We start from the raw sequence: 23,873 nt of genomic DNA, 5'->3' as shown, positions 1-23,873 counted from the left end.
GGCTTCACCCTCGCGGTAGTACGGCGGGAGCTCAATGCCGCCAGAGTGTCGGGCACAATCCGCTTATCGCATCAGCAGGTGGCTACTGAGTCCCGCCCACGGGGTTTGAGGAACTCGTCGGCCCGTTGATCCGAGAGCAGCAGCCGGGTCGATCACCGCAGCAGCACTGTTGGTGTATATCTCCCTGAGCCGCAACATGCTCGGGGCTACACGGCCTGATCTGACATCATTCGAGATGGGTCGTGTCCGGAATCCGGTGTAAGTAGGGAGCACGGGCGTAGGTTCCGCTTCACGACCTGCAAGTCTGTGAAGAAGGAGGAGTTACGCCCGTGCCTGTTCGAGTATCAGCCACCGACCGTATCCGCACGGTCGTGTCCCTCCGGCGGTGTAAAAGAGTTCGGACGTAGGTTCCCTCGAAGACCGGCAAGTCTGACGAAAGGAACCTACGTCCGTGTCGAAGAGGTTATCGCCTGCGCAGCGGTTGCAGGAAGAAATTGATGGGGTGTTCGCCGGCGGCGAGGATCTGGCGGGTGCAATTGAGGAGGTGGCCCGGCTGGGCGCGCAGTTGCTGCTGCAGACCGCGATCGAGGCCGAGGTGAGCGCGTTTTTGGGCCGGGACCGCTACCAGCGGGCCGCGGCAGCCGAGGATGCACGTGCGGGGATGCGCAACGGCTATTGCCCGACCACGGTGAAGACCACGGCGGGGCCGGTGACGCTGGAGCGGCCTAAGGTGCGTGGCACCACTGAGCGGTTCGCTTCCCAGCTGTTCGGCACGGGGGTGACCAAGACCAACGCGCTGGAGTCGCTGGTGATCGCCGGGTTCGTGCGCGGACTGTCGACCCGCGATGTGGAGGCCACCTTGGTCGAGGCGCTGGGTGAGGCTGCGGCGGTATCGAAGTCGACGGTGTCGCGGATCTGCGAGGACATCCGCGACCAGTTCGAGGCCTGGAGCAGGCGGCGGCTCGACGACATCGAGCTCGATTACCTGTTCCTCGACGGCAGCCACTTCAAGTACCACGCCAATGCCTCGGCCGAGCCGGTGTTGGCCGCCTGGGGCATCGACACCGACGGCAAACCGGTGTTCGTCGGGCTCGATGCGGCCGCCAGCGAGTCCGGCGATGCCTGGGAGGGTTTCTTGACCGGGCTCGGCGAGCGTGGCCTGGCGTGTCCGCTGCTGGTGATCAGCGACGGCGCACCCGGGCTGATCGGCGCGGTCGAGCGCACCATGGGCGCAGCGCTGCGGCAACGCTGCCTGATCCATCGCGCCCGCAATATCTTGGCCAAGGTGCCCAAGAACGCCCAGGCCGACGTCAAGGCCGATTACTGGGCGATCTTCGACCTGCCCGACAACATCGAACCCGGCCTGGATGCGGTCAAACTCGCCCAGAGCCGCATCGACACGTTCGCCAAGCGCTGGCGCGACTCCTACCCGGCGGCGGTGCGCTGTCTGCTCGATGACCGCGAATCGCTGACGGTCTACCTGCGATTTCCGCGCGAGCACTGGACACGGGTGCGGCACTCCAATTTCATCGAGCGCACCTTCGGCGAGACCCGCCGCCGCGTCAAGGTGATCGGCCGGCTGCCCGGCGAACACTCCTGCCTGAAACTGCTGTGGGCCGTACTCGACCGCGCCTCGGCCGGATGGCGCGGGTTCACTATGACCCCGGCCGGGTTACGGCTCCTGCAAGATCTGCGTCGCATGCTGCACGACCCGCTAACCCAACTGCCACAAAAGAATTCGGGAAATCACACCGAAACCGGCGCGGCGCCGACCGAGCTTGTCAGCGCCACCGCATAGAATCATGAACGCAAGCGAGCGGAGCCTACGTCAGGCCACTTTTACACCGCTCCTGGGACGCCACCTATCCGCACCGAGATCGACGCCTTGTTTGCCGAGGATCGGGAGCTTCCGGAGATCCTTGAAGAAGTCGCCCGCCTGGGCGCCCAACTGTTGGCGCAGGCGGCCCTGGAGGCTGAGGTCACCGAGTTCCTCGGCCGCGAACGCTACCAACGCAGTGCCGCCTGTCCCGACGCTAGCGACGGCTCACGCAACGGGTATCGGTCGGTGACGGTCAAATACCAGCACCGGGCCGGTCAGGTTGGAGCGGCCGAAGCTGCGCGGCACCACCGCAGTGTTCGCGTCGCGGTTGTTCGGCAAGCATGTGACGAAAACCAACGCCCTGGAGACGCTGGTGATCGCGGCGTTCGTGGTGCGCGGCCTGTCCGTCCGAGATGTCGAGGCCACCCTTGCTGAAACACTCGGTGATCAGGCCGCGATCTCCAAATCCACGGTCTGCGAAATCTGCAAGGCGATCCGCGCCGAATACCAAGCGTGGGGCCAGGGGCCTGATCGCGGCCATCGAACACATCTACCCAAAAGCGTTGCGCCAGAGATGTCGTATTCATCGACTCCGCAACGTGCTCGCCAAGATTCCCACCGGGATGCAAGCCGAGGTCCGCGACGGCTACTGGGCGATGTTCGATACCACCGACCTGCGCATCGAACCGGGACCCCGGCTGGTCGAGATCGTCGACAAGCGGATCGAGGCGTTCGCCGCCAAATGCTGCGACCTCTACCCGGCGGCTATGCGGATCCTGCTCACCGACACAGCAGGGCTGACCGCCTATCTGCGATTTCCCGTCGAACACCATGGGCGCGTTCGACATTCGAATTTCATTGAGCGCTCCTTTGGGGAGACCATGCGGCGCACCAAGGTCATTGGCCGCTTCCCCGGCGAGACCAGCGCCATCAGCCTGGTGTGGGCCGTACTCGACCGCGCCTGGGCCGGTTGGCGCGGTCTGACCATGACCCCGGTGGGCACCCGATTGCTGCAAGATCTACGCCGGTCACTGCTTGACCCACCCCAGGAATTGCGGCCGCCGCCCTCCACCACCAGTGGCGACAGCGACCAGACCGATCCCATCTCGGCCATCGCGTAGCGACCTCAAGTCGCCACGCCGGTACGCCTCAAGTAAGAGATCGCCCGGGTTCGCGCAGTGGTCGCAACATCTACGGGAATGAGGGTGTTGATGGCCACTGCACGAACCCGGCCCCCGCTATACGTGTCAGGGTCTGCCTGCCCGCATCTGACAGCTTTTACCGCTGGCCTTGATGGTTGGCGGTGACCAGGTCGATCGGTGGGATGTAGCCGGTGATGCTGTTGATGGTGCGATGCAGGCCGTGGTGGAGCGCGTTGATGTCGCAGCGGGCCAGACCGCCAGCGGTGGCGATGACGTGTTCGGTGGTCAACGCTAGATCGTTGATGGTACCCAGGATGCGGCGGTCGGCGGTCTTGGCCACGGCCACCTGCCAGGGATCGAGTTCGCCGAGCGTATCGATGGGCATGTGTTCGGCTTGCAGCGCGGCCTGGATCGCCGAGACGACGGGCGGGCCGATCGGGCGCAGGCCGGCGGCGGCGACGTTGGGCATGAACACCGAGAACAAGGTGCCGGCGTGGGTCAACAGCAGGCATTTGCGCCGTTCGATCCTGATCAGGTGGGCATACCAGTCCTGCGCGCAGGCTTCGCCGATGGCCGGCTCAGACACCCGCAGCAGCGCCAACACCTTGGCGGTGCATCGCAGCATCACAAGTCATGATCGTAGGCAACGCCACCGGCGATCGGTACACACGAACGCCGTGGCTTGGCGCCGGTAGTGTGTGGCGGCGTGTTGGTCGCTGATCTGGGTCACTTTCTGGGCTTGCCGGAGGACGCTTCGGGTTCCGCGCGGCGCCTTGCGCAGCATTTGGGCGATATTGTCCGGGCGGGCACCGCCGGCGAGGTTGGTGATCCGTGGGTGTCGGCGTTGCCGTGTCGGCGCCGACCGGCCCACAAGCGCTGCCCCGGGCGGATGACCATCGCCATCGTGGGGGCTCAGGTGTCCGCGCCGATCCGATGGTGGTGCACCGTCTGTGACGACGAGGGGGTGATCAGCAACTGGGCAGACACCCCCTACGACCTGCGCCGCCGCCGGCTCAGCGTTGCCGGCAACGTCGAGGAGGTCATCGTCAGCGACGAGACCGCCGCCGCGCTACGCGAGCTGGTGTTGCTCGACCCCGACTGTGAGCGACTGGTGTTTGGCATGCGCGCCCACCCCGACGGCGCTGTCTTGCTGGCCAGTGCGGACGACCTCGAGGAGCTGATCGGGTTCGTGGCCGCTGAAGCCAACCACGAACCCAACCGGCGCCGCCAGCACCGCCTCGACGCCGCGTTTAACGCACTGACCGAAGCCGCCCAAACCCTCTACCACTGAACAACTCTCGGCCTTACAGTAGTGCCGGCCCTGGGCCCGCCAAAGCGATCCGGAACAGGACCCGCGTCTTGTTACCCATGACACCATCAGGGACCAGCTGGGCGGTGGCGTGACTGCCGCCCGAGTTCACCTACCCGTATGCTGACGACGAAGCCGCGAACCGGCCCGTGCTTTACAGCAAGTTTCGGACGCGACCCCGCGACCGGAATGACAGGCTTGGCGTCCAATACACCTACGAGGTCCCGAATCGGTTGTGCGAAAGCATGATCTAATTCGACTCGCGACAAACGGCGACGTCGAACTCCTCGGTGAGCAGGTGCTCGCACAGTGCACGAGCCAACTCCGACGGCACCGCCATCGCGCCGGCGGGATGACCACCTTCCGCGATGACCGATGCCGACAGCGCCACCCCGAAAGTCGGTACCACAGTAGTGAAAGCACGCCGGTGGTCGCCGCCGAACACAACCACGAGTTCCGGGTCGAAGGCGCGCACATCATCCGCCGCCTGTGCGAGAGCCGACCGGAACTCGAGCCCGAACGCCTGCGCGACATCGCGCTCCTTGCCGGGACTGTGGCTGGCGCAGACCACCAGCCGACGAGTGATCATCGCGAACTCACTCGGTCACGGAAATCGCGCCCTCGGGGCAGTTCGCGGCGCCGTTGCGGGCCGCTTCGGCATGCTCTTGCGGCACCTCGTCATCCCCTATCACGTGGCCGTAGCCCTGGTCGTCATCTTCGAAGACGTTAGACCGAAGTTGCGGAAAGCGCCGGGATAAACCGGCATGGAGGAGGGGATGAAAGAGCCCTACGCCGAAGGAGTAGCAATCCACGGTGACCCCGAGTGATGCGTTGGCGTTCCGTGAGGGCGCAGCGAAGCGTTCACAGGGGCACGTGCAGGCCAGCTATTGAGCCGCGAAATCAGGGAGTTTGGGGTGCCGACGCTGTCGTAACTGTGGAAGGCAACATCGCTAGCGGCGTTATTGCGAGTCGTTGGCGGACCCCACGCGGTCAGAGAACCTGTGCATGTACGGAACTTCCATGCGCGAGAACCGGGAGATCCCACGTTTGCCCTCTGGTTGATCACCAGTCGGGTCGCTCAGGGAACGCCGAGGCGGTAAGCCTGGGATGAACGAGCGTGGGAAGTCAGACAGCCCCGTAGTACCTGTGAACCTGCCGAACAAGGCCACGGAAGTGGCGGCGGAGGTGGGGGAGGAAAGGGGGCTGACCGAGGGGAACATGATCGACCTAACACGTGCCGGACGCAGCGCCGGGTCAAGCGTGTCAAGCGGGTTGGATCATGTGCGTGAGGTGGCAAGAAAGGATAAGGAAGCACAGTTCACGGCGCTACTGCACCATGTCGACGTGCATCGCCTCTGGGCGGCTTATTGGGCGATTAACCCCAAGGCTGCCACGGGTGTGGATCGGGTGGCATGGCAGGATTACGGCGAGAATCTCGAGGCGAATCTTGAGAACCTGCTTGCCAGGGTCCACAGTGGCGCTTATCGGGCAAGTCCATCACGGCGGGCCTACATTTCGAAGTCCGATGGGCGTATGCGTCCGTTGGGCATAGCGACGTTGGAGGACAAAATTCTTCAGCGTGCTGTTGTCGAGGTGCTTAATGCTATCTACGAAGTGGACTTCCTCGGCTTCTCCTACGGATTTCGGCCGGGACGCAACCCGCACAATGCGTTGGATGCGTTGGCGACCGGCATCTCGCGGAAGAAGGTGAACTGGGTGCTCGATGCGGATATCCGCGACTTTTTCGGTCAGCTTGATCACAGTTGGCTGCAGAGGTTTCTTGAGCACCGGATCGCCGATAAGCGAGTCCTGCGTCTCATTAGTAAGTGGTTGAGAGCAGGGGTAATCGAGGATGGGAACTGGTCGCAGACAGTGCAAGGGGCACCGCAGGGTGCTTCGGCGTCGCCGTTGCTGGCTAACGTGTACCTGCACTATGTCTTCGACTTGTGGGCTCACTGGTGGAGACGTCGGTATGCGCACGGTGATGTGATCATTGTGCGTTTCGCTGACGATTTCGTTGTGGGTTTCGAGCATCAAGCTGATGCGCAGCGGTTTCTTGTCGACCTTCGGGAGCGGTTCGCGAAGTTCAACTTGGAGCTGCATCCAGATAAGACGCGGTTGATTGAATTTGGGCGGCATGCTGCCCGAAGGCGGTCGGCGCGTGGGCTGGGTAGGCCCGAGACGTTCGATTTCCTTGGTTTCACGCATGTATGCGGAAAGACGAGGAATGGGCGTTTCTGGTTGCGGCGTATCACGATCTCGAAGCGGATGCGGGCGAAGTTGCGAGAGGTCAGTGAACAACTCAAGTTTCGTCGGTACCAGCCAATTCCCGTGCAGGGCAGGTGGTTAGCAAGCGTGGTACGAGGTCACTTCGCGTACTACGCCGTGCCTGGCAATATCGATGCAGTATCGGCCTTTCGCACCCAAGTAACGAGGAACTGGTTGCAAGCGCTTCGGCGCAGGAGCCATAAGACAAGTATCACCTGGGCGCGGATGAACCTGCTCGCAACTCGATGGCTGCCACCGGCCAGAGTGTTGCATTCATACCCTGAACAGCGCTTCGACGTTCGTACCTTAGGTAGGAGCCCAGTGCGGTAGTTCCGCACGCTGGGATCTGTGCGGGGGGCCGCCCGAAAGGGCGGTCCCTACCGCGATACGGTTTGCTAAGCGGAATCCGGGTGTGACCTGAGGATTTTGGTGGTTACTGGCATATTTGTGTAGTCAGAATACCGCGTGTCATTACGATAATGGTCGGGTTATATCGGTTATGATGTAGTGTATGCCACGGAGTACCGTTAAGGCGCACGTAGTCAGAGTGAAGAAGTCCCACGTGGACAAGCAGGGGCGCCGGCGCGAGTACCAGTCGGTCTACCTGCGCCACACCTACCGCGACGGCGACAAGGTGCGCAACCAGACGATGGCCAACCTGTCCGCGCTGCCGGAGGCGGCGGTCGCCGCGGTCGAGGCGACGCTGAAGGGCCACACGCTGGTGGCGGCCGGGTCGGAGTTCGCTTTGGCCCGGTCGCTGCCGCACGGGCATGTCGCGGCGGTGGCCGCGATGGCGCGCAAGCTCGGGCTGGCGGGGCTGCTCGGCCCGCCGTGCCGGGCCCGGGATCTGGTGCTGGCGTTGATCATCTCCCGGGTGGTGCGACCCAAGCCGAAGCTGTCCACCCTGTCGTGGTGGCCCGACACCACCCTCGGCGTCGATTTGGGCGTGGCCCAGGCGTCCACCGACGAGATCTACGCCGCGATGGACTGGCTGGCCGGCCGGCAAGACTCGATCGAGAAGAAGCTTGCCGACAAACACCTTGGCCCGCAGGCCAATCCGTCGCGGATGGCGTTGTTCGACCTGACCTCGGCGTGGGTGACCGGCCGGCACTGCGAGCTGGCCGCGCGCGGCTATTCCCGCGACGGCAAGAAAGGCTGCGAGCAGATCGAATACGGGGTGCTCTGCGACCCGCAAGGACGCCCGGTCGCGGTCCGTGTGTTCGGCGGCGCCACCGCCGACCCGCAATCGTTCACCGAGATCGTCGAGGTCGTCAAGGACAAGCTCGACATCACCAAACTCGTCCTGGTCGGTGATCGCGGCATGATCACCGCCGCCCGCATCGACAAACTCCGCGAACTCAACAACAACCCCGACACCCCCACGGATTTCGACTGGATCACCGCGCTGCGCGCACCCGCGATCGCCAAACTCGCCGCCGACGACGGCCCACTGCAGATGAGCCTGTTCGACACCCAGGACCTCGCCGAGATCACCCACCCCGACTACCCCGGCGAACGCCTGATCGCCTGCCGCAACCCCGCCCTGGCCGCCGAACGCGCCCGCAAACGCCAAGACCTGCTGGCGGCGACCGACAAACAGCTGGCCGCCATCAAGAAACGAGTCGAGGCCGGCACCCTGCGCGGGGCCGACAACATCGGCATCGCGGTCGGCAAAGACATCGAAAAATACAAGATGCGCAAGCACTTTGCCCTCACCATCACCGGCACCAGCTTCGGTTTCCAACGCGATCAAGCCGGCATCAACACCGAGGCCGCCCTTGACGGCATCTACGTGCTGCGCACCTCGGTCGGGGCCGAGACCCTCGACCCCGCCGCCGTGGTGGAAGGCTACAAGAACCTCGCCAACGTCGAACGCGACTTTCGCATCATCAAATCCGACGACCTGGACCTGCGCCCGATCCACCACCGACTCAACGACCGCGTCAAAGCCCACGTGCTGATCTGTATGCTCGCCTGCTACCTCGTCTGGCACCTACGCAAAGCCTGGGCGCCGCTGACCTTCACCGACCAAGCACCCCCCAAGCGGGACAACCCCGTCGCGCCCGCGCAGCGTTCGCCAGCCGCCCAAGCCAAGGCCTCCACCAAACACGACGCCACCGGCAACCCGGTACGCGGATTCCGCGACCTGCTCGCCCACCTGGCCACCCTCACCCGCAACCGGATCCGCTACCACGACACCGACATCGAAATCGACAAACTCACCGAGGCCACCCCCACCCAGCGCCGCGCCTTCGAACTCATCGATTCCCCGATCCCACTCACCATCGCCCCGTAGCCAGAACAACCACCCACCCAAACCAACGAAACCCCAGGTCAACCCAGGAATCCGCCCATTCCAACAGCCTTAACTTCGGGTTAGACGCCAATGCATAACACATGCCATGTCCCATGCACTTGGCCGGATCGATCGCTACTCTCATGCGTGATCGCCTGCCTCGATCGTCAGGTGCAGCGAGTCCAGGCCGACCGTACCGCGGGGCCAGTGCACCCGCGGTGTCGCGCCCGGGGTGATGTGGTAGTTCGGGATCCGCTTGTGCCATTCCTCGTAGAGGACAGCCATCTCCAGGCGAGCAAGGTGTGAGCCGAGGCACCGGTGCACACCCATGCCGAAGCTGACGTGCCGATTCTCGGTGCGGTGGAAGTCGATCTCGTAGGGGTTGGGAAACTGCCGTTCATCGCGATTCGCCACGGCCAGGTAATTGGTGATCCGAGTGCCTTTCGGCAGCGTGTGCCCGGCCACCGTCACCTCCTGGGTGCTCACCCGGGGGACGAACGGCGCCGGGGGATCCAGCCGCAGCAACTCCTCCATGGCCGCGGGAATCAACGACGGGTCGTTTACGATTTCCTGTCGCCTATCCGGGTTCTCGGCCAGCCGCTGCATCCCGAATCCCAGTGCGTCCATGACCGTGTCCAGTCCGGCGAGCACTAACAGGAAGCACAGACCGACGGCCTCCTCATCGGAAAGGGCATCGGGTGGTTCGATACTGAGCACCTGACTGAGCACGTCGTCTCCCGGGGCGCCGCGGCGCTTCTGGATCAGCTCGGTGAGGTACATGAACAGTTCAAGCGCTTTCTGCATGCCCTCTTGGGCCGCTTCGTCGACCGATGTCTGGCCTGCCGCGGCACTGAGGTTCAGGACGGCGTCCTTCCACTCGATGAACTGGGTCGTGTCCCTCCGGCGGTGTAAAAGAGTTCGGACGTAGGTTCCCTCGAAGACCGGCAAGTCTGACGAAAGGAACCTACGTCCGTGTCGAAGAGGTTATCGCCTGCGCAGCGGTTGCAGGAAGAAATTGATGGGGTGTTCGCCGGCGGCGAGGATCTGGCGGGTGCAATTGAGGAGGTGGCCCGGCTGGGCGCGCAGTTGCTGCTGCAGACCGCGATCGAGGCCGAGGTGAGCGCGTTTTTGGGCCGGGACCGCTACCAGCGGGCCGCGGCAGCCGAGGATGCACGTGCGGGGATGCGCAACGGCTATTGCCCGACCACGGTGAAGACCACGGCGGGGCCGGTGACGCTGGAGCGGCCTAAGGTGCGTGGCACCACTGAGCGGTTCGCTTCCCAGCTGTTCGGCACGGGGGTGACCAAGACCAACGCGCTGGAGTCGCTGGTGATCGCCGGGTTCGTGCGCGGACTGTCGACCCGCGATGTGGAGGCCACCTTGGTCGAGGCGCTGGGTGAGGCTGCGGCGGTATCGAAGTCGACGGTGTCGCGGATCTGCGAGGACATCCGCGACCAGTTCGAGGCCTGGAGCAGGCGGCGGCTCGACGACATCGAGCTCGATTACCTGTTCCTCGACGGCAGCCACTTCAAGTACCACGCCAATGCCTCGGCCGAGCCGGTGTTGGCCGCCTGGGGCATCGACACCGACGGCAAACCGGTGTTCGTCGGGCTCGATGCGGCCGCCAGCGAGTCCGGCGATGCCTGGGAGGGTTTCTTGACCGGGCTCGGCGAGCGTGGCCTGGCGTGTCCGCTGCTGGTGATCAGCGACGGCGCACCCGGGCTGATCGGCGCGGTCGAGCGCACCATGGGCGCAGCGCTGCGGCAACGCTGCCTGATCCATCGCGCCCGCAATATCTTGGCCAAGGTGCCCAAGAACGCCCAGGCCGACGTCAAGGCCGATTACTGGGCGATCTTCGACCTGCCCGACAACATCGAACCCGGCCTGGATGCGGTCAAACTCGCCCAGAGCCGCATCGACACGTTCGCCAAGCGCTGGCGCGACTCCTACCCGGCGGCGGTGCGCTGTCTGCTCGATGACCGCGAATCGCTGACGGTCTACCTGCGATTTCCGCGCGAGCACTGGACACGGGTGCGGCACTCCAATTTCATCGAGCGCACCTTCGGCGAGACCCGCCGCCGCGTCAAGGTGATCGGCCGGCTGCCCGGCGAACACTCCTGCCTGAAACTGCTGTGGGCCGTACTCGACCGCGCCTCGGCCGGATGGCGCGGGTTCACTATGACCCCGGCCGGGTTACGGCTCCTGCAAGATCTGCGTCGCATGCTGCACGACCCGCTAACCCAACTGCCACAAAAGAATTCGGGAAATCACACCGAAACCGGCGCGGCGCCGACCGAGCTTGTCAGCGCCACCGCATAGAATCATGAACGCAAGCGAGCGGAGCCTACGTCAGGCCACTTTTACACCGCTCCTGGGACGCCACCATGAACTGGTCGCGCATATCGAGCGGCAGTCCAAACAATGTGAGAAACACCTGGATCGGGAAGACGGCGGCGACCTCGGCGATGAAGTCGCATTCCCCGCGTCGTGCGATCGGCTCGATCAGGTCGACGACCTGCCTGCGCAGATCGGGCTCGAGGGGCTTGATCATTCGGGGACTGAAGAACGGCTGCAGAATCCGCCGGTAGCGCGTCTGCTCGGGCGGGTCGAACGCGATCGGCACCAACGGGACGGGGCTGGCGAGGACGTCAAACGCGCGCTTCGACGAGAACAAAGACGGGTTCTTGAGGACGAGCTCGACCACGTCTCGCCGCGTCACGGCATAGCCATCCTCGACCTCGACCAACGGATGCTTGTCCAACTGGTGCCAGGCGTCGTCACGGGCTTCCGGCATCGGCAGGTCGTCGGTACAAACCTTGGGAAGTGCGTCGGTCGTCATCCGATCCTCGATTCCTAGTCCGTGCGCGCTGTGCGAAAACTGTGACCGTGGTTACTTCCCGTAGTGTGCCACCACCGTCAGATTCAGACAATATTGCGGGGCGCGCCGCCGCAGGCCAAATTTTGTAACAGCGCGCGTAACCTGCAGATACCGTAGAGAAATGGTGAGTCACATATATGACGTCGTTGTCAGACATATGCGAATCATTGACACTATGACAGTGAACTGTCATCTTTGGGTGTCGTGAGAATGCCAGAGGAGGCCTCACAGTGACTGACCTCAAGAGCTCCGTCCGCGTTGCGGGCTCAGAACCGCGCCCGGGAACGCCCGAGCAGACCAAAACCCTTCGGCCGGTTCTCTTTTGGTCGAGTGTAGGAGGGGTCTGCGTGGCATTCGCCGCGTACGTCTACACGTCGTGGATTGTCTCGGGCAATGCGACGCCGGCGGATCCGGGCCCTGATCCCATCCCGGCTGGTACTCAGTTCGCGATGACCGCCTTCCAGATCGCCTGCCCGATATTGGCTGTGGTCGCAATCGTTTACGTGGTCCGCAAGAGCGTTCGGGAGCGCCAACTCTGCGTAGAGGCCGCCGTCGTCATCGCGTCGACGATCGCGTGGTGGCACGACCCCCTGATCAACTGGTTCCAGCCCGTGTTGTTCTACAACGCCGGGCTGGTCAACTTCAGCAACTGGATGGAAAACGTGCCTGGGTCGCTGAGCCCGGGCAGCCGGTTTATGGCCGAGCCCGTGCTGATGATCGGGATGATCTACGTCTGGATGCCGCTGGCCATGGGCAAAGTCGCCTTCTGGGCGATGGGTCGGGCGCGGCGGCAGTGGCCGATGCTTGGTCCTGTCCGCACGTTCTGCTGCGGCTGGCTTGCTGTCTATGTCATCGAGTTCCCGCTGGAGATCTTCGCAGTGCACCACGGTCTGGTCGGCTATCCGGCGTCGATCCCCGGCGTGACGCTGTGGGTCGGGCAGACGGTACAAATTCCGTTATACGGCCCCATCCTGTGGTCGTTGGTGCTGAGCTCTACCGGCGCACTGATGTTCTTCCGCAACCGCAAGGACCAGATCCGGATCGAGGGTGGTATCGAGACGTTGCGCTGGGCGGGAACGAAGACGAAGGCGCTGCTGCGGGTATTGGCGGTTGCCGGGTTTTACCACGTCGTGGCCATCGGTGTGTACGACCTGCCGGTCAACCTCGCCGGCCTATACGCCGGGCCGACCGACACATATCCGACGTACCTGCGCACGCAGTACTGCGGGCCGGACACACCGCGACCCTGCCCGGACGGCACGCTGTTCGACGACCCGTAGGCCGGCGGCCTACTTCACGACACCGGGCAGTGCGGCGAACTCCTGCCGGATGATGTCGTCCAGCCCGCGGTCCGTCGTCGACAACCACTGATTGAGCGCGCGCTCTACCAGCAGCATGCCGACTGACGCCAGAAGCCAGCACTCACCGTCGGGCGCGGGCAGCCCACGGCGCTCGGCGATCACGTTCGCCACGGTCTCGCGGTTGGCCTCGTGGTTTCTTCGCTCGCGGCCGAGCAACACCAGAGACGATGCGACCGCCTCGTGATACTGCGCGATCCGCTTGCGGATCCGCTTGAGAGAGGGCGCCAGCACCGCGAACGCCTCCGCCATCGCCTCGTAGTCGGACAACGACTCGTCGCACCCCAGATAGACGGCACTGAACGCGTGGATGAAGTCGTACTCGCCGAAGAACAGCACCGACTCTTTGGTCGGGAAGTAGCGGAAGAACGTCCTCGGCGAGACGCCGGCGGCCTCGGCGATCTCATCGGTGGTGGTCTGGTCGTAACCGTTGGCGCTGAACAAATTCAGCGCCGCATCCAACAGTGCGGCCCGTGTCCGGTCCGCGTGCTCGCCTCTCGGCGAACGATCGCCCCGCGCCATGATCCACCTCTCCCTGCCGCTCGAACGAGATTACAACTCGTCACGCGCCCGCGGGTGCATCGTTGACACCTGCGATCGCGCAGACGATACTTCTCAACAATGACAGTCTACTGTCATTTGTTTGATCGGCGGATCAGCCGACCGCCCGAGAAAGGATTTCCCTCGATGACCAATCTGAGTGTGAACGGCACCACGAACATCGACGACTTGCCTTTCGCGGAAGACCGTTCACGCGCGTGGCGGGAACTGCGGGAAGCGGGCGAGGCGGTGTTGTCGGGTGAGGAGATCGTCCTCACCAGTGCTGAGACCGTCGAATTCGCCGCGAAGAGGCCCGAGATCTTCTCCTCCGCGAAGGCTTTCGACCGCCTCGGCAGCCCGGTTCCGCTGATTCCCATCGCCATCGATCCGCCCGATCACACGCGGTTCCGGCGGATGCTGGACCCGTTCTTCAGCCCGAAGAAGATGGCCGAGCGTGAGCCGGAGCTGCGCAAGCAGGCCGGCGAACTGATCGACACGATGGTGGCCAAAGGGCACTGTGACGTGATCCCGGATCTGGCCACACCGTTCCCCTCCCAGGTGTTTCTCACGCTGTTCGGGCTGCCGATGGCCGACCGCGACGGACTGGTGCAGTGGAAGGACTCGATCCTGGAGTTCACCGACCCCGGCAGCGCTGAGGCGACACCCGAGGTGCTCGCCCACGCGATGGAACTGTTCACCTATCTGACCGAACACATCGCCGAGCGGCGCGCCGACACCACAGGCAGCGACATGCTCACGCAGCTGATGCAGAACAGCGAAGAGGGCGGCATGGACGACAACGAGATTCTCGGCCTGTGCTTCATGTTCGTGCTTGCCGGCCTCGACACGGTCACCTCCGCCGTGGGCTTCTCGCTCGCAAAACTGGCCGGGGATCCCGAGCTGCGGCGCCGGATCAGCAACGACTACAGCCTGATTCCCGTTTTCATCGAGGAACTGCTGCGCGTCGACGGACCCGTTCCCTTCGCTCCTCGGGTCACCACCGAGGAGGTCGAGGTCGGGGGCCGAGTGGTGCCGAAGGATACGGCGGTGATGCTCAGCTACGGCAGCGCCGATCGCGACCCGCGGCGTTACGCGGACGCCGACAACGTCCATTTGGACAGCAAGGCAGTGCATTTCGCCTTCGGGCGTGGCCCGCACAGGTGTCTGGGCTCGCATCTCGCGCGGCTGGAGCTGCGGATCATTCTCGAGGAGTGGCACAAGCGCATCCCCGAATACAGTCTGGCCGACGGCAAGGATCCGCAGACGCCGTGGCCCACCGGAACGATGGGACTCAAATCGGTCCCGCTGGAATTCAAGGCCCGGCCATAGCCAGACCTCTAGCCGACTTTGGGAATGACCTCTTCGGCAACCCAGTGCATATGGTCGAGGTAGGCGTTGAAGTCGTCGAGAGGCGGCGGGTTGACCCAGGTATCGGTGACCCCGAGCTCGGCCAGCATGTTGCAGTTGTCGATCACCTGCTGCGCGCTCTGGCCGAATTGAGCGTTCGGGTCGTCGACGATCGCGTGCTCCTGGCCGACGGCCAGCACGGCGAGGCTGTAGAACAGCGAGAACGGCCGGTCGTCGAACCCCGGCTGGGAGCGCAGATAGTCCATTTTGGTCGGCAGTTCCTCGGGCTTGGTGAGCCAGGGCGCCCAGCCGTCACCGAAACGCGCAGCACGGCGCAGCACCGCGTCGGCGTCTCCGCCCATCCAGATCACCGGGTGCGGTTTGCGAATCGGCTTCGGTCCGAAGGCCACGTCCTTGAACTTCACGAACTCCCCGTCGAAAGTCGGAGAGTCGCTGTGCCAGAGCTCGAACATCGCAGCAAGGCACTCGTCGGTGATCCGACCACGCTTGTTGAACGGGACCCCGATGATGTCGAACTCGTCCTTGAGCCAGCCCACACCGACTGTGACCTGCGCCCGCCCGCCGGAGAACCAGTCGAGCGTCGAAATCGCCTTGGCGGCGATCACGGGATTGTGCAGAGGAAGGATCGTCACCATCGAGCCGACCTGAATTGTTGACGTCGCACCCGCGACGAACGCCTGGGCGGTGGTGGCATCGAAGTAATGGTTGCCCGACAGCTCGACATGCGGGATCGGCGTCAGGAAATGCTCTGGAAGGAAGACCTGCGAGTAACCCAGTTCTTCGGCGGTGCGGGCGGCGTGAGCGATGCCGCTACCTGTGAGGGCATGCTCCCAGGGTTGGGTCATCGCACTGACATGCATGGTGTTGGGAAGATAAACGGTGAGTCGCATTGTGCGCCTTCCGGTTCGGCGGCCCAGTGTCACATGGCGCGTCGGAGCGACGGCACCGAAGCCGTGAGCTGATACATTATGGCAGTGCACTGTCACTCGTCAACGGTCGTGACGTACGGTAGGGGCATCGTCGTCTTGGCGACAGTCGGCTGTCGCAGGTTCCAGGGAGGCACATGATCGGCCCCATCGCTGAACTGACGGATCCGATCCGCGGAGAGAGCGCGCCGGATCGGCTCTGGACGCTGACCAATGTCGGCGAGGCGACCCCCGACATCCTTTCGCCGCTGTGCTGGTCGCTGTGGGGGACGGGTGTGGAGTTCGCGTCTCGCGGAGGGCTCTACGACTTCGGCGTGCTGCCGGCGTCGGCGCTGGTTGTTCCCAACGACCCGAACCAGTGGAGCACGGCCTGCTTCTTGGGCAGGCAGGCGATGAACGTAGATCGCGCCCGGGAACTCGCCGGTCTGCTGCCGGGGATGACGGGCGACGACTTCGAGCGGGACCTGCTGGGTTCGGTCCGGCCCGACGCCACACCCACCAAGAGCGATCCGAAACGGCTGCCCGTCGCCGTGGTCAAAACCCCGTTGGTGCTCCTGCGCAGCCGGTCGGCCGCCCGCGACGCGCACGCCCGGCAGATGGCGTGGTGGCGTGCCACCGTGCTGGCCGGTGACTACACGGACCCCAAGGCGCTGCTCGCCGACTCCGTGCAGCGGTTCAGCTCGGTGATGCGCGTCCATGTGCGCAGCCGGATGATTCTGAACGCGTTGCGTTCCCAGGTGGAGTCGATCGTGGGCAAGATCGGCCGCGCCGACCTGGTGCCCGTCCTGCTCGCCGGATACGGCGGCGTCATCGAGACCGAACTCGCCGACGACGTGTGGTCGCTCGGTCAGGGCCGACTGAGCATGGACGAATTTCTGTCCCGACACGGATTCCACGGGCCCAATGAGGGCAACGTCATCGGCCATTCGTGGCGCGAAGACCACGATGCCGTCAAGCATGCCGCGGAGGCGCACGCCGGCCGCGCCGAAGAGGAGCGCCCCAGCGTGCGTGTCCAGCGCGCGGTCGCCGCACGACAGCGTGCCGAGGCCGAGGTGCTCGCCACGCTCTCTCCGCTGCGACGTCTGATGCTGCGGAAGTTGCTCTCGTTCACGGGGGCGCATGTCAGAGCGGTCGAGCTGGGTAAGGCCGGCTTCCTGACCGCGATCGACGGCTGCCGGGCCGCCGCCGCCGCGCTGGGCCGTGATCTGGTACGCGCCGGAATCCTCCAGCGCCCTGACGACACGTTCTACCTGACCGTGGAGGAGCTACTGGCACCACTGCCATCGAATGTGCGCGAACTGGTCGACTTCCGTCGTGCGCGGCGCGATGAGTACCGGCGCATCGAGGTGCCCACCGTGTTCACCGGGATGCCGGTGCCGATCGATCCGGGCGGCGCATCCACCGGTCAGGACGCAGCGGTGCGCGGAATGCCCGCGGGCACAGGGATCTTCGAGGGCACCGTGCGTGTGGTGCTCGACGCCGAATCGGATGACACGCTCGACGACGGCGAGGTGCTGGTCTGCAAAATGGTCGATCCGGGGTGGACGGCGCTGGTGTCGCTGGCTGGCGCTCTGGTGACCGACATCGGCAGTCCCGCCAGCCACGGCGCGATCGTCGCGCGGGAACTGGGCATCGCGTGTGTGGTCGGAACGGGCAACGGCACTCGCGTCCTGCACACCGGCGACGTGGTCCGGGTGGACGGGGTGACCGGGGAGATCGCTGTGCTGCAATGGGCAGGAAGTTGAGAGGGTATGACATCCACAGAACTTGATCTGTCGTCCGGACTGCCCGCCGATCGGGAGCAGACCGTCAGGGCCTGTCCGGAGGTGCCCGGCTGGACCGAGAACCTCTTGTTCACATCGTATGACCCGGTCAACGACATCGGGATGTGGCTACATCTCGGCACGGTGGCCGACATGTGGGAGATGTGGGAGGACCGGGTCCTCATCGCCTTGCCCGAGGACCAGGGCGTGCTCAGCATGTGGGCCTATCACCGCACCGTGCCCGATCACCAGCCCGCCGGCTCGAACCTCGCTTTCCGCTGCGAGCGGCCGTTCACCAAGTGGCGCATAACATTCGACGGATTCTGTGTGAAGTCCTCCTACCAGGCGATGCGCACCGGCCTGCTCACCGATGGCCCCAAGGCGCATGTCCAACTCGACCTGAAAGTGCAGGGCCTGACACCGGTGTGGGACGCCGAGTCGGGGCCGGCCATCGCGTCCGGAGCCGGTATGGCCGAACAGAGCTGGGCCCGTGAGCATTACGAGCAGCTCACCCGGGTGACCGGGGAAGTGCGCATCGACGGCGAACCGATTCGGTTCGGCGGTGGCGGCTGGCGGGATCATTCCCGGGGCCCGCGCGGCGCCGACACCCTCACCGACTGGGGCGGGCACGTCATCGTCGGGGGAGTGATGCCCAGCGGACGCGCCTTCGGGCTGTGCCGCTACTGGGCGCGTGACGGTCGCATCACACTCGAGGGCGCCTACGTGGTCGAAGACGGCGCACTGCGGCACGTGCAGGTGGATGAGATTCCGTCGCCCGCGGAGTTGTCGCGCGACGGGGAGCAGTTCACCGTGGCGTTCGACGGTGGCGCCCCGTTGACGGCGACCGTCCGTTCGTCGCTGTGGCTGTCGATGGCCGACGGACTGCCGTACGGCGTGCTCGAGCCGGCACGCGCCTACACCGTGAGTTGGGCGGAGGTGACGTGGGGTGACGAGACGGGCCACGTCTATATCGAGCGGTCGAATCTGTCCGGCCGTTGAGCCGTAGCCGCCGTCGACAAGAAAGCGCATCATGACCAGCATGAAAGCTTTCCCGGCCGGGTTCGAGCGCGGCGATCTGCGCGACCGCTGGTACCGCGAGGGCTGGTACTCCCGGCGCACCCTCGTCGACGCGCTGGAACAGGGAGCGGCCGAACATGGTGATATCCCCATGGTTTTCGTGGCCGACGGCCTCGAAACCACCAGCACGCCCGCCGAGATCCTTCGACGGTCGCAGGATGTCGCTGCCGGCTTGCAGCGGTTGGGTGTCGGGCCCGGCGACGCGGTGGCGGTGCAGTTGACCAACCGGCTGGAGTGCGCCGTCGCCTATGTGGCGGTGCTGATGTGCGGGGCGACGTTGGTGCCGATCATCCACATCTACGGTCCGATTGAGGTGGGGTTCATCCTCGCAGAGTCGGGGGCGAAGGCGCTGATCATGCCGGCCCGGTTCCGCTCCATCTCCTATATCGACCGTATCGCCGAGTTCTCGGCAGTTCCCACCCTGCAGCACGTGGCGGTCCTGGATGCCCCACCTGGCGACGGTTATCTCGGCTGGCCGGATCTGGTCGCTGGCCAATACCGTCGGGCCTCACCGTCGGCGGATGACGTGGCGGTGCTGATCTACACCTCAGGCACTACATCGGCTCCCAAAGGCGTTCAACACAGCCACAATTCGATGCTCGCCGAGCAGCAGACGCTGCCCGACCTGGTAACCGGCGACGACGTGGTCCAGCTGGTCACCTTTCCGCCCGGCCACATCGCGGGGGTGGGATCTCTGCTGCGGCCGCTGATCTCGGGTGCCCGCACTGTGTTCATGGACGGCTGGGACCCCCTGACCGCCGTGGAGCTGATCCACCGGCATCGGATAACGGCCACCGCGGGAACTCCGTTCCATCTGGAGGGGCTCCTCGATCTCGGCGACACCGGCCAGAAGTTGACCACGATGCGGGAATTCCTCGTCGGGGCGGCGATCGTCACCGAGGAGCAGGGCCTGCGCGCAGCCGAGGCGGGCATCAACACCTATCGCTGCTACGGCTGCACCGAGCAACCGACCATCACCTCAGCCTGGTCCTACGACGCCGCGCCGTCGCGAATGGGCACCGACGGTCTCCCGATGCGTGGTGTGAGGGTGCGCATCATCGGCCCGGACGGCACCGAGCGTCCGGTCGCCGTGGACGGCGAGGTCGTCACGCAAGGGCCGGACCAGTTCATCGGCTATCGGGACCCGACCCTGGACCGAGATGCGTTCACCGCCGACGGCTGGTTTCGCACCGGCGATCTCGGCCATCTGGACACTGACGGCAGGTTGACCATCACCGACCGCATCAAGGACGTCATCATCCGGGGCGGCGAAACCATTTCATCGGGACAGGTCGAGAACGTCCTCAACGCCCATCCCGCGGTGGCCGAGGGTGCTGTGGTGGCTGCACCACACTCCCGCTACGGCGACGTAATCGCTGCGGTCGTCGTCCTCAAACCCGGTGCAGCACTGGATCTCCACGGCCTGCGCGAGCACTTTGCCGCATCGGGGCTCGCCAGGCAGAAGACCCCGGAGCGGCTGATGGTCGTCGACGCGTTGCCCCGCACCTCGATGGGCAAGGTCCGAAAAGCCGAACTGCGCAAGGAGCATTTTGAAAATTCGTGACAAGGTCTTCGTCGTCACCGGCGCCGCCAAAGGGATGGGTCGGTATGTGGCATTGGGACTCCTCGACGAGGGGGGCGGGTCGCCGCGGTCGATATAGACGAGACTGGGCTGAAAGAAACAGCCGCGCTTGCCGGCCCACGAGCCGACCGTATCTCCACTCATGTCGTCGATGTCGCCGATCGACCGGCCGTCCGTGTGCTACCCGACGCAGTCGTCGCGGCTCACGGCGCAGTCGACGGCCTGGTCAACGTCGCCGGCATCATCCATCGCTTCGCCCGGCTCAACGACCTGGAGTTCGATGAGATCGAGAGGGTGCTGAACATCAACCTCTACGGCGTGTTGAACGTGACAATGGCGTTCCTGCCGCATCTGCTCAGGCGTCCGACGGCGCACATCACGATCGTGTCGAGCATGGCTTCGTATGCCCCGGTGCCGGGGCAGGCGATCTATGGCGCGTCCAAGGCGTCGGTCAAAATGCTGGCGGAGGGCCTCAACTCCGAACTGCGCGACACCAACGTGCGCGTGAGTGTGGTGTTTCCCGGTGCCGTCAAGACAGATATCGCGGTCAACTCGGGCGCGATGACCCCTGAAGAAAACGAGGCCACGGCCAAGTCGATGCGGATGCTCCCGCCGCCGGTCGCGGCCGCCAAGATCGTCCGCGGCATCGAGAAGGATTCGCACCGGGTCTTCGTCGGCCTCGACGCGTTTCTACTGGACAAGCTGAACCGCCTCGCGCCGGCCTCGGCCGCCAAGCTGATCCGGAGCCAAATGCGCGACGTACTACCACCGGCGGGACAAAGCCTCCGATAGCGAACGCTACTGCGCGTGACCGGCTGGCGCCTCGGCCTCGCGGGTCAGGCCCGCAGCCAGGATCAGCTCTTCATGGAGTTCGAACCACACGGTGTGGTAAGAGTCGATGATCGGGCGGGTCAACCAAGCCACGTCACCGTCTTTCACGCGGGCCAGCGCCTTGCCCAGTTTCTCCGCGTACGCGCGCAGGCGGGGCAGCTGCGCGCTCACTAAATCCAGAATCGGTAGCACTGTCTCGTGCACGGCGTCGAGACGGGAGAGGACCGCTGCGTCGTACCCGGAATCCTCATGGGTGTTGGGTTGGCCGTCCTTGAGCTGCCAATTCGACATCAGCGCTTTGAATTCGGCGTTGACCGCGCGGAACTCGTCGTAGGCTGCTGCGATCGCGGCGGCATCGATTCCCTTGCGCTCATCGGTCAGCAGCTGGGCCAGGCGGGCCCGACCCTCGGCGCTGAGTCTCAGGGACTTGCCTGCAACCAGCAGGCCGGACTCGACCAAACTGTCGACCATTTCGTTGACGACGGCTAGATCCTCGTCGACGATGGCGGCCAAATCCTCGTGGCGGACACGTCCTTTCAGCCGCACCGCTTGCAACAACGTCAACTCGCTCATCGACTCAACTCTCGGGCACTGTGGCCGCGAGCCGCACCGCGGTCAGCATGGTGATCAACGGGGTGGGGGAGAGCACATCGGTATGCCCGGCGGCCAACGCGGCACGTACCGCGTCGTCGGAACCGGCGTCCAGAGGGGGGTGATCACCGACGGTATGCGCCCGGAGGGGACTGGCGGACAACGCGATCCCGGTGAGCTCGGCCAGGTCGGCCGACTCGTCCTCGGACCAGGCGGTCAACTCGAGAATGCCCTCCCGCACCTCGCCCTCGGTCCCGTCGACGGTGATCAGCTTGCCCGCAAGTGCATCCGTGACATCGGCGCCGCATCCGACGACGGACGGGCGGCCCAGCTCCCGCGACACCACCGCGGCATGCGAAGTGGCGCCACCGATCCCGGTGACGATGCCGAGCGCGGCGATCATGCCCTGCACGTCATCCGGGCTGGTTGAGCTGCGTACCAGGATGACGTCCTGTCCGTCCTCGGCCGCGTCGATCGCATCGTCGACGTCGGTAACGGCCTTTCCCGACGCCACGCCCGGACACGCGGGCAGCCCCTTGGCCAACAGTGGTGCTGACAGCCGGGTTTCGGGCTGCAGCGAGGGCATCAGCAGGGTCTCGATGTGGGCGGGAGTCACCCGGCGCAGCGTCTCCATGTCGTCGATGAGGCCTTCGTCGCGAAGTTTCAGTGCCAGCCGGACGGCCGCCTGAGCCGACCGTTTGGCCGCGCGCGTTTGCAGCAGCCACAGCTTGCCCTCTTCGACCGTGTACTCGATGTCCTGAACGTCGGAGCCGAGCCGTTCCAGTGTCCGGGCAGCGGCGACGAGCTCGTCATAGAGGTCCGGCTGTTCTTCGGCCAGAGCGCTGATCGGCTGTGCGTCGAACGTACCCGATACGACGTCTTCGCCCTGACCACCCGACAGCCATTCGCCGAACGGCTCGTCGGCACCGGTAATCGGGTTGCGGGAGAACAGGACACCGGTACCCGAATTGGATTCCATGTTGCCAAACACCATGGCCTGCACCACGACTGCCGTGCCCCCCAGATCGTCGTGGCTGTGATGCTTGCGGTAGGCCACGGCGCGCGGCGAGTTCCATGAGGCGAACACGGCTTCGATGGCTCCACGCAGCTGCAGGAACGGGTCGTCGGGCACTGCGGCGGACGCGTCGCCGTCGAGCACGATCCGTCGGTACATGTCAGCGAATCTGGCGCGGGTGTCCATGGCGAATCTTGTCGAGAACGTCTGGGCCAAGGCTTGCTCGACGGCGTCATTCATGCCGAGGTTGAGGACGGTGTCCATCATTCCGGGCATGGACAAGGCGGCACCGCTGCGGACACTCACCAGCAGCGGACGCGGACCGCGGCCGAAGGTGCGTGACGTCTGTTCTTCGAGGCAGTGGATCATCTGAGCCAACGTCTCGCTCAAGCCGTCGATGGTGGTGCCCGGGTCGTCGAGCCACTGCGCACAAACCTCGGTGGTGATGCAAAAGGCGGGCGGCACCGGCAATCCGTTGCGCCGCATGATGTTGAGGCCGTAGCCCTTGTTGCCGAGGGTCTCGCGTGGCAACTGTGCGGAGCCGTCGAGGAGCACCACCGACGTGTGCGCGGTGCGAGTCATGGCGACTTCCTATGCATCTGATTTCCCGGCGGTGCGCAATGGCGCCGTTGTGATCAGCACATTATGACAAGCGACTGTCACGGTCAACGACATTGACTGTGACAGTCGACTGTCATACTGTTTCCAGTGGCCCGGGAAGCGGGCCCGGTGAGAAAGGCGCGTCCGTGACCGGAAATCGATTCGTCGTCCTGAGTAATCCGATCGAGGGCGAGGGCGACGCGTTTAACAAGTGGTACGACGAGGTGCATGTGCCCGAGGTGCTCGACGTCCCGGGTGTAGTCGCGGCGCAGCGGTACGACCTCGCGGAGTTGGACATCCCCGACGACGAGGATCTGCCCGCCCAACTGCCCCCGCCCATGCACCGGTACATGGTGATCTACGAACTGGATCGGGAGCCCCAAGCCGTGATGGCGCAGTTCCTCGAGCGGGTGATGTCGGGGAAGTTGTCGCTGGGCGAGACGCTGGATCTGTCCACAGTGTCGATGACCGGCTGGACGCCCTGCGGCGACCGACGGTTGGCCGACTGAG

At 64.7% G+C, this 23,873-nt stretch carries 20 protein-coding genes and 2 pseudogenes; 13 read left to right on the top strand and 9 right to left on the bottom strand.

Going from position 1 to position 23,873, the window contains the following annotated elements:
* Positions 1-451 precede the first annotated feature (451 nt).
* Complete coding sequence (locus ACJ512_RS18035) at positions 452-1,798, top strand: IS256 family transposase (protein WP_461479786.1); 1,347 nt, start codon at positions 452-454, stop codon at positions 1,796-1,798.
* Positions 1,799-1,864: 66 nt separating this feature from the next.
* Positions 1,865-2,940: pseudogene (locus ACJ512_RS18030) on the top strand (transposase).
* Positions 2,941-3,097: 157 nt separating this feature from the next.
* On the opposite strand, the gene ACJ512_RS18025 reads toward ACJ512_RS18030, so the two are convergent.
* Entirely contained in the window at positions 3,098-3,586 is a 489-nt protein-coding gene (locus ACJ512_RS18025) for a DUF6933 domain-containing protein (protein WP_407689444.1), read from the bottom strand.
* A gap of 264 nt (positions 3,587-3,850) precedes the next feature.
* On the opposite strand from ACJ512_RS18025, the gene ACJ512_RS18020 reads away from it, so the two are divergent.
* Positions 3,851-4,252, top strand: a complete 402-nt coding sequence (locus tag ACJ512_RS18020; protein WP_407689443.1) for a hypothetical protein — start codon at positions 3,851-3,853, stop codon at positions 4,250-4,252.
* 200 nt (positions 4,253-4,452) lie between these two features.
* Here ACJ512_RS18020 and ACJ512_RS18015 read toward each other — a convergent pair.
* Positions 4,453-4,859, bottom strand: a pseudogene (locus ACJ512_RS18015) (DODA-type extradiol aromatic ring-opening family dioxygenase); the annotation flags it as partial.
* Between the two features lie 7 nt (positions 4,860-4,866).
* Complete coding sequence (locus tag ACJ512_RS18010) at positions 4,867-5,082, bottom strand: ferredoxin (protein WP_407689442.1); 216 nt, start codon at positions 5,080-5,082, stop codon at positions 4,867-4,869.
* A gap of 334 nt (positions 5,083-5,416) precedes the next feature.
* On the opposite strand from ACJ512_RS18010, the gene ltrA reads away from it, so the two are divergent.
* Both ltrA and ACJ512_RS18000 read left to right on the top strand, forming a co-directional pair.
* On the top strand, positions 5,417-6,868 hold the full coding sequence (gene ltrA, locus ACJ512_RS18005) for a group II intron reverse transcriptase/maturase (RefSeq protein WP_407689441.1): 1,452 nt from the start codon (positions 5,417-5,419) through the stop codon (positions 6,866-6,868).
* Positions 6,869-7,049: 181 nt separating this feature from the next.
* Positions 7,050-8,834, top strand: a complete 1,785-nt coding sequence (locus ACJ512_RS18000; protein WP_407689440.1) for an IS1634 family transposase — start codon at positions 7,050-7,052, stop codon at positions 8,832-8,834.
* 141 nt (positions 8,835-8,975) lie between these two features.
* Here the strand turns inward: ACJ512_RS18000 and ACJ512_RS17995 are convergent, their stop codons facing one another.
* Positions 8,976-9,638 (bottom strand): cytochrome P450, encoded by a 663-nt coding sequence (locus ACJ512_RS17995; RefSeq protein ID WP_461479787.1) that lies wholly within the window; start codon positions 9,636-9,638, stop codon positions 8,976-8,978.
* Positions 9,639-9,806: 168 nt separating this feature from the next.
* Between ACJ512_RS17995 and ACJ512_RS17990 the strand changes: the two genes are divergently transcribed.
* Complete coding sequence (locus tag ACJ512_RS17990; RefSeq protein WP_461479786.1) at positions 9,807-11,153, top strand: IS256 family transposase; 1,347 nt, start codon at positions 9,807-9,809, stop codon at positions 11,151-11,153.
* Between the two features lie 25 nt (positions 11,154-11,178).
* Here ACJ512_RS17990 and ACJ512_RS17985 read toward each other — a convergent pair whose 3' ends face one another.
* Positions 11,179-11,673 (bottom strand): hypothetical protein, encoded by a 495-nt coding sequence (locus tag ACJ512_RS17985; protein WP_461479785.1) that lies wholly within the window; start codon positions 11,671-11,673, stop codon positions 11,179-11,181.
* Between the two features lie 386 nt (positions 11,674-12,059).
* Between ACJ512_RS17985 and ACJ512_RS17980 the strand changes: the two genes are divergently transcribed.
* On the top strand, positions 12,060-12,992 hold the full coding sequence (locus ACJ512_RS17980) for a spirocyclase AveC family protein (protein ID WP_407688184.1): 933 nt from the start codon (positions 12,060-12,062) through the stop codon (positions 12,990-12,992).
* 9 nt (positions 12,993-13,001) lie between these two features.
* Here ACJ512_RS17980 and ACJ512_RS17975 read toward each other — a convergent pair whose 3' ends face one another.
* Complete coding sequence (locus ACJ512_RS17975) at positions 13,002-13,532, bottom strand: TetR family transcriptional regulator (RefSeq protein ID WP_461479784.1); 531 nt, start codon at positions 13,530-13,532, stop codon at positions 13,002-13,004.
* A gap of 225 nt (positions 13,533-13,757) precedes the next feature.
* On the opposite strand from ACJ512_RS17975, the gene ACJ512_RS17970 reads away from it, so the two are divergent.
* A complete protein-coding gene (locus ACJ512_RS17970; RefSeq protein ID WP_407688186.1) occupies positions 13,758-14,939 on the top strand; it encodes a cytochrome P450 in 1,182 nt (393 codons plus the stop codon).
* A gap of 8 nt (positions 14,940-14,947) precedes the next feature.
* Here the strand turns inward: ACJ512_RS17970 and ACJ512_RS17965 are convergent, their stop codons facing one another.
* The gene (locus ACJ512_RS17965; protein WP_407688187.1) at positions 14,948-15,868 is read right to left on the bottom strand and encodes a TIGR03619 family F420-dependent LLM class oxidoreductase; all 921 of its coding nucleotides are present in this window, start codon (positions 15,866-15,868) and stop codon (positions 14,948-14,950) included.
* A 173-nt stretch (positions 15,869-16,041) separates the two neighbouring features.
* Between ACJ512_RS17965 and ACJ512_RS17960 the strand changes: the two genes are divergently transcribed.
* The 4 genes from ACJ512_RS17960 to ACJ512_RS17945 are packed head-to-tail and all read left to right on the top strand — an operon-like array spanning position 16,042 to position 21,118.
* The gene (locus ACJ512_RS17960; protein ID WP_407688188.1) at positions 16,042-17,649 is read left to right on the top strand and encodes a PEP-utilizing enzyme; all 1,608 of its coding nucleotides are present in this window, start codon (positions 16,042-16,044) and stop codon (positions 17,647-17,649) included.
* Positions 17,650-17,655: 6 nt separating this feature from the next.
* Positions 17,656-18,666, top strand: a complete 1,011-nt coding sequence (locus tag ACJ512_RS17955) for a 6-phosphofructokinase (protein WP_407688189.1) — start codon at positions 17,656-17,658, stop codon at positions 18,664-18,666.
* Between the two features lie 40 nt (positions 18,667-18,706).
* Positions 18,707-20,308, top strand: a complete 1,602-nt coding sequence (locus ACJ512_RS17950; RefSeq protein WP_407688190.1) for a class I adenylate-forming enzyme family protein — start codon at positions 18,707-18,709, stop codon at positions 20,306-20,308.
* A 51-nt stretch (positions 20,309-20,359) separates the two neighbouring features.
* Entirely contained in the window at positions 20,360-21,118 is a 759-nt protein-coding gene (locus ACJ512_RS17945; RefSeq protein ID WP_461480137.1) for an SDR family NAD(P)-dependent oxidoreductase, read from the top strand.
* 6 nt (positions 21,119-21,124) lie between these two features.
* Here ACJ512_RS17945 and ACJ512_RS17940 read toward each other — a convergent pair whose 3' ends face one another.
* Positions 21,125-21,730, bottom strand: a complete 606-nt coding sequence (locus tag ACJ512_RS17940; protein ID WP_407688191.1) for a MarR family transcriptional regulator — start codon at positions 21,728-21,730, stop codon at positions 21,125-21,127.
* A gap of 4 nt (positions 21,731-21,734) precedes the next feature.
* Positions 21,735-23,321 carry a pyruvate, phosphate dikinase gene (locus ACJ512_RS17935; protein WP_407688206.1) on the bottom strand — a complete coding sequence of 529 codons (1,587 nt, stop codon included), beginning with the start codon at positions 23,319-23,321 and terminating at the stop codon, positions 21,735-21,737.
* Between the two features lie 188 nt (positions 23,322-23,509).
* On the opposite strand from ACJ512_RS17935, the gene ACJ512_RS17930 reads away from it, so the two are divergent.
* Positions 23,510-23,872 (top strand): hypothetical protein, encoded by a 363-nt coding sequence (locus ACJ512_RS17930; RefSeq protein ID WP_407688192.1) that lies wholly within the window; start codon positions 23,510-23,512, stop codon positions 23,870-23,872.
* Position 23,873: the final 1 nt, after the last annotated feature.

Origin of the sequence: Mycobacterium cajalii, assembly GCF_045809005.2 — a bacterium.
GTDB lineage: Bacteria > Actinomycetota > Actinomycetes > Mycobacteriales > Mycobacteriaceae > Mycobacterium.
The sequence above is the reverse complement of the archived record's forward strand: the minus strand, read 5'-3'. Positions and strand labels throughout refer to the sequence as shown.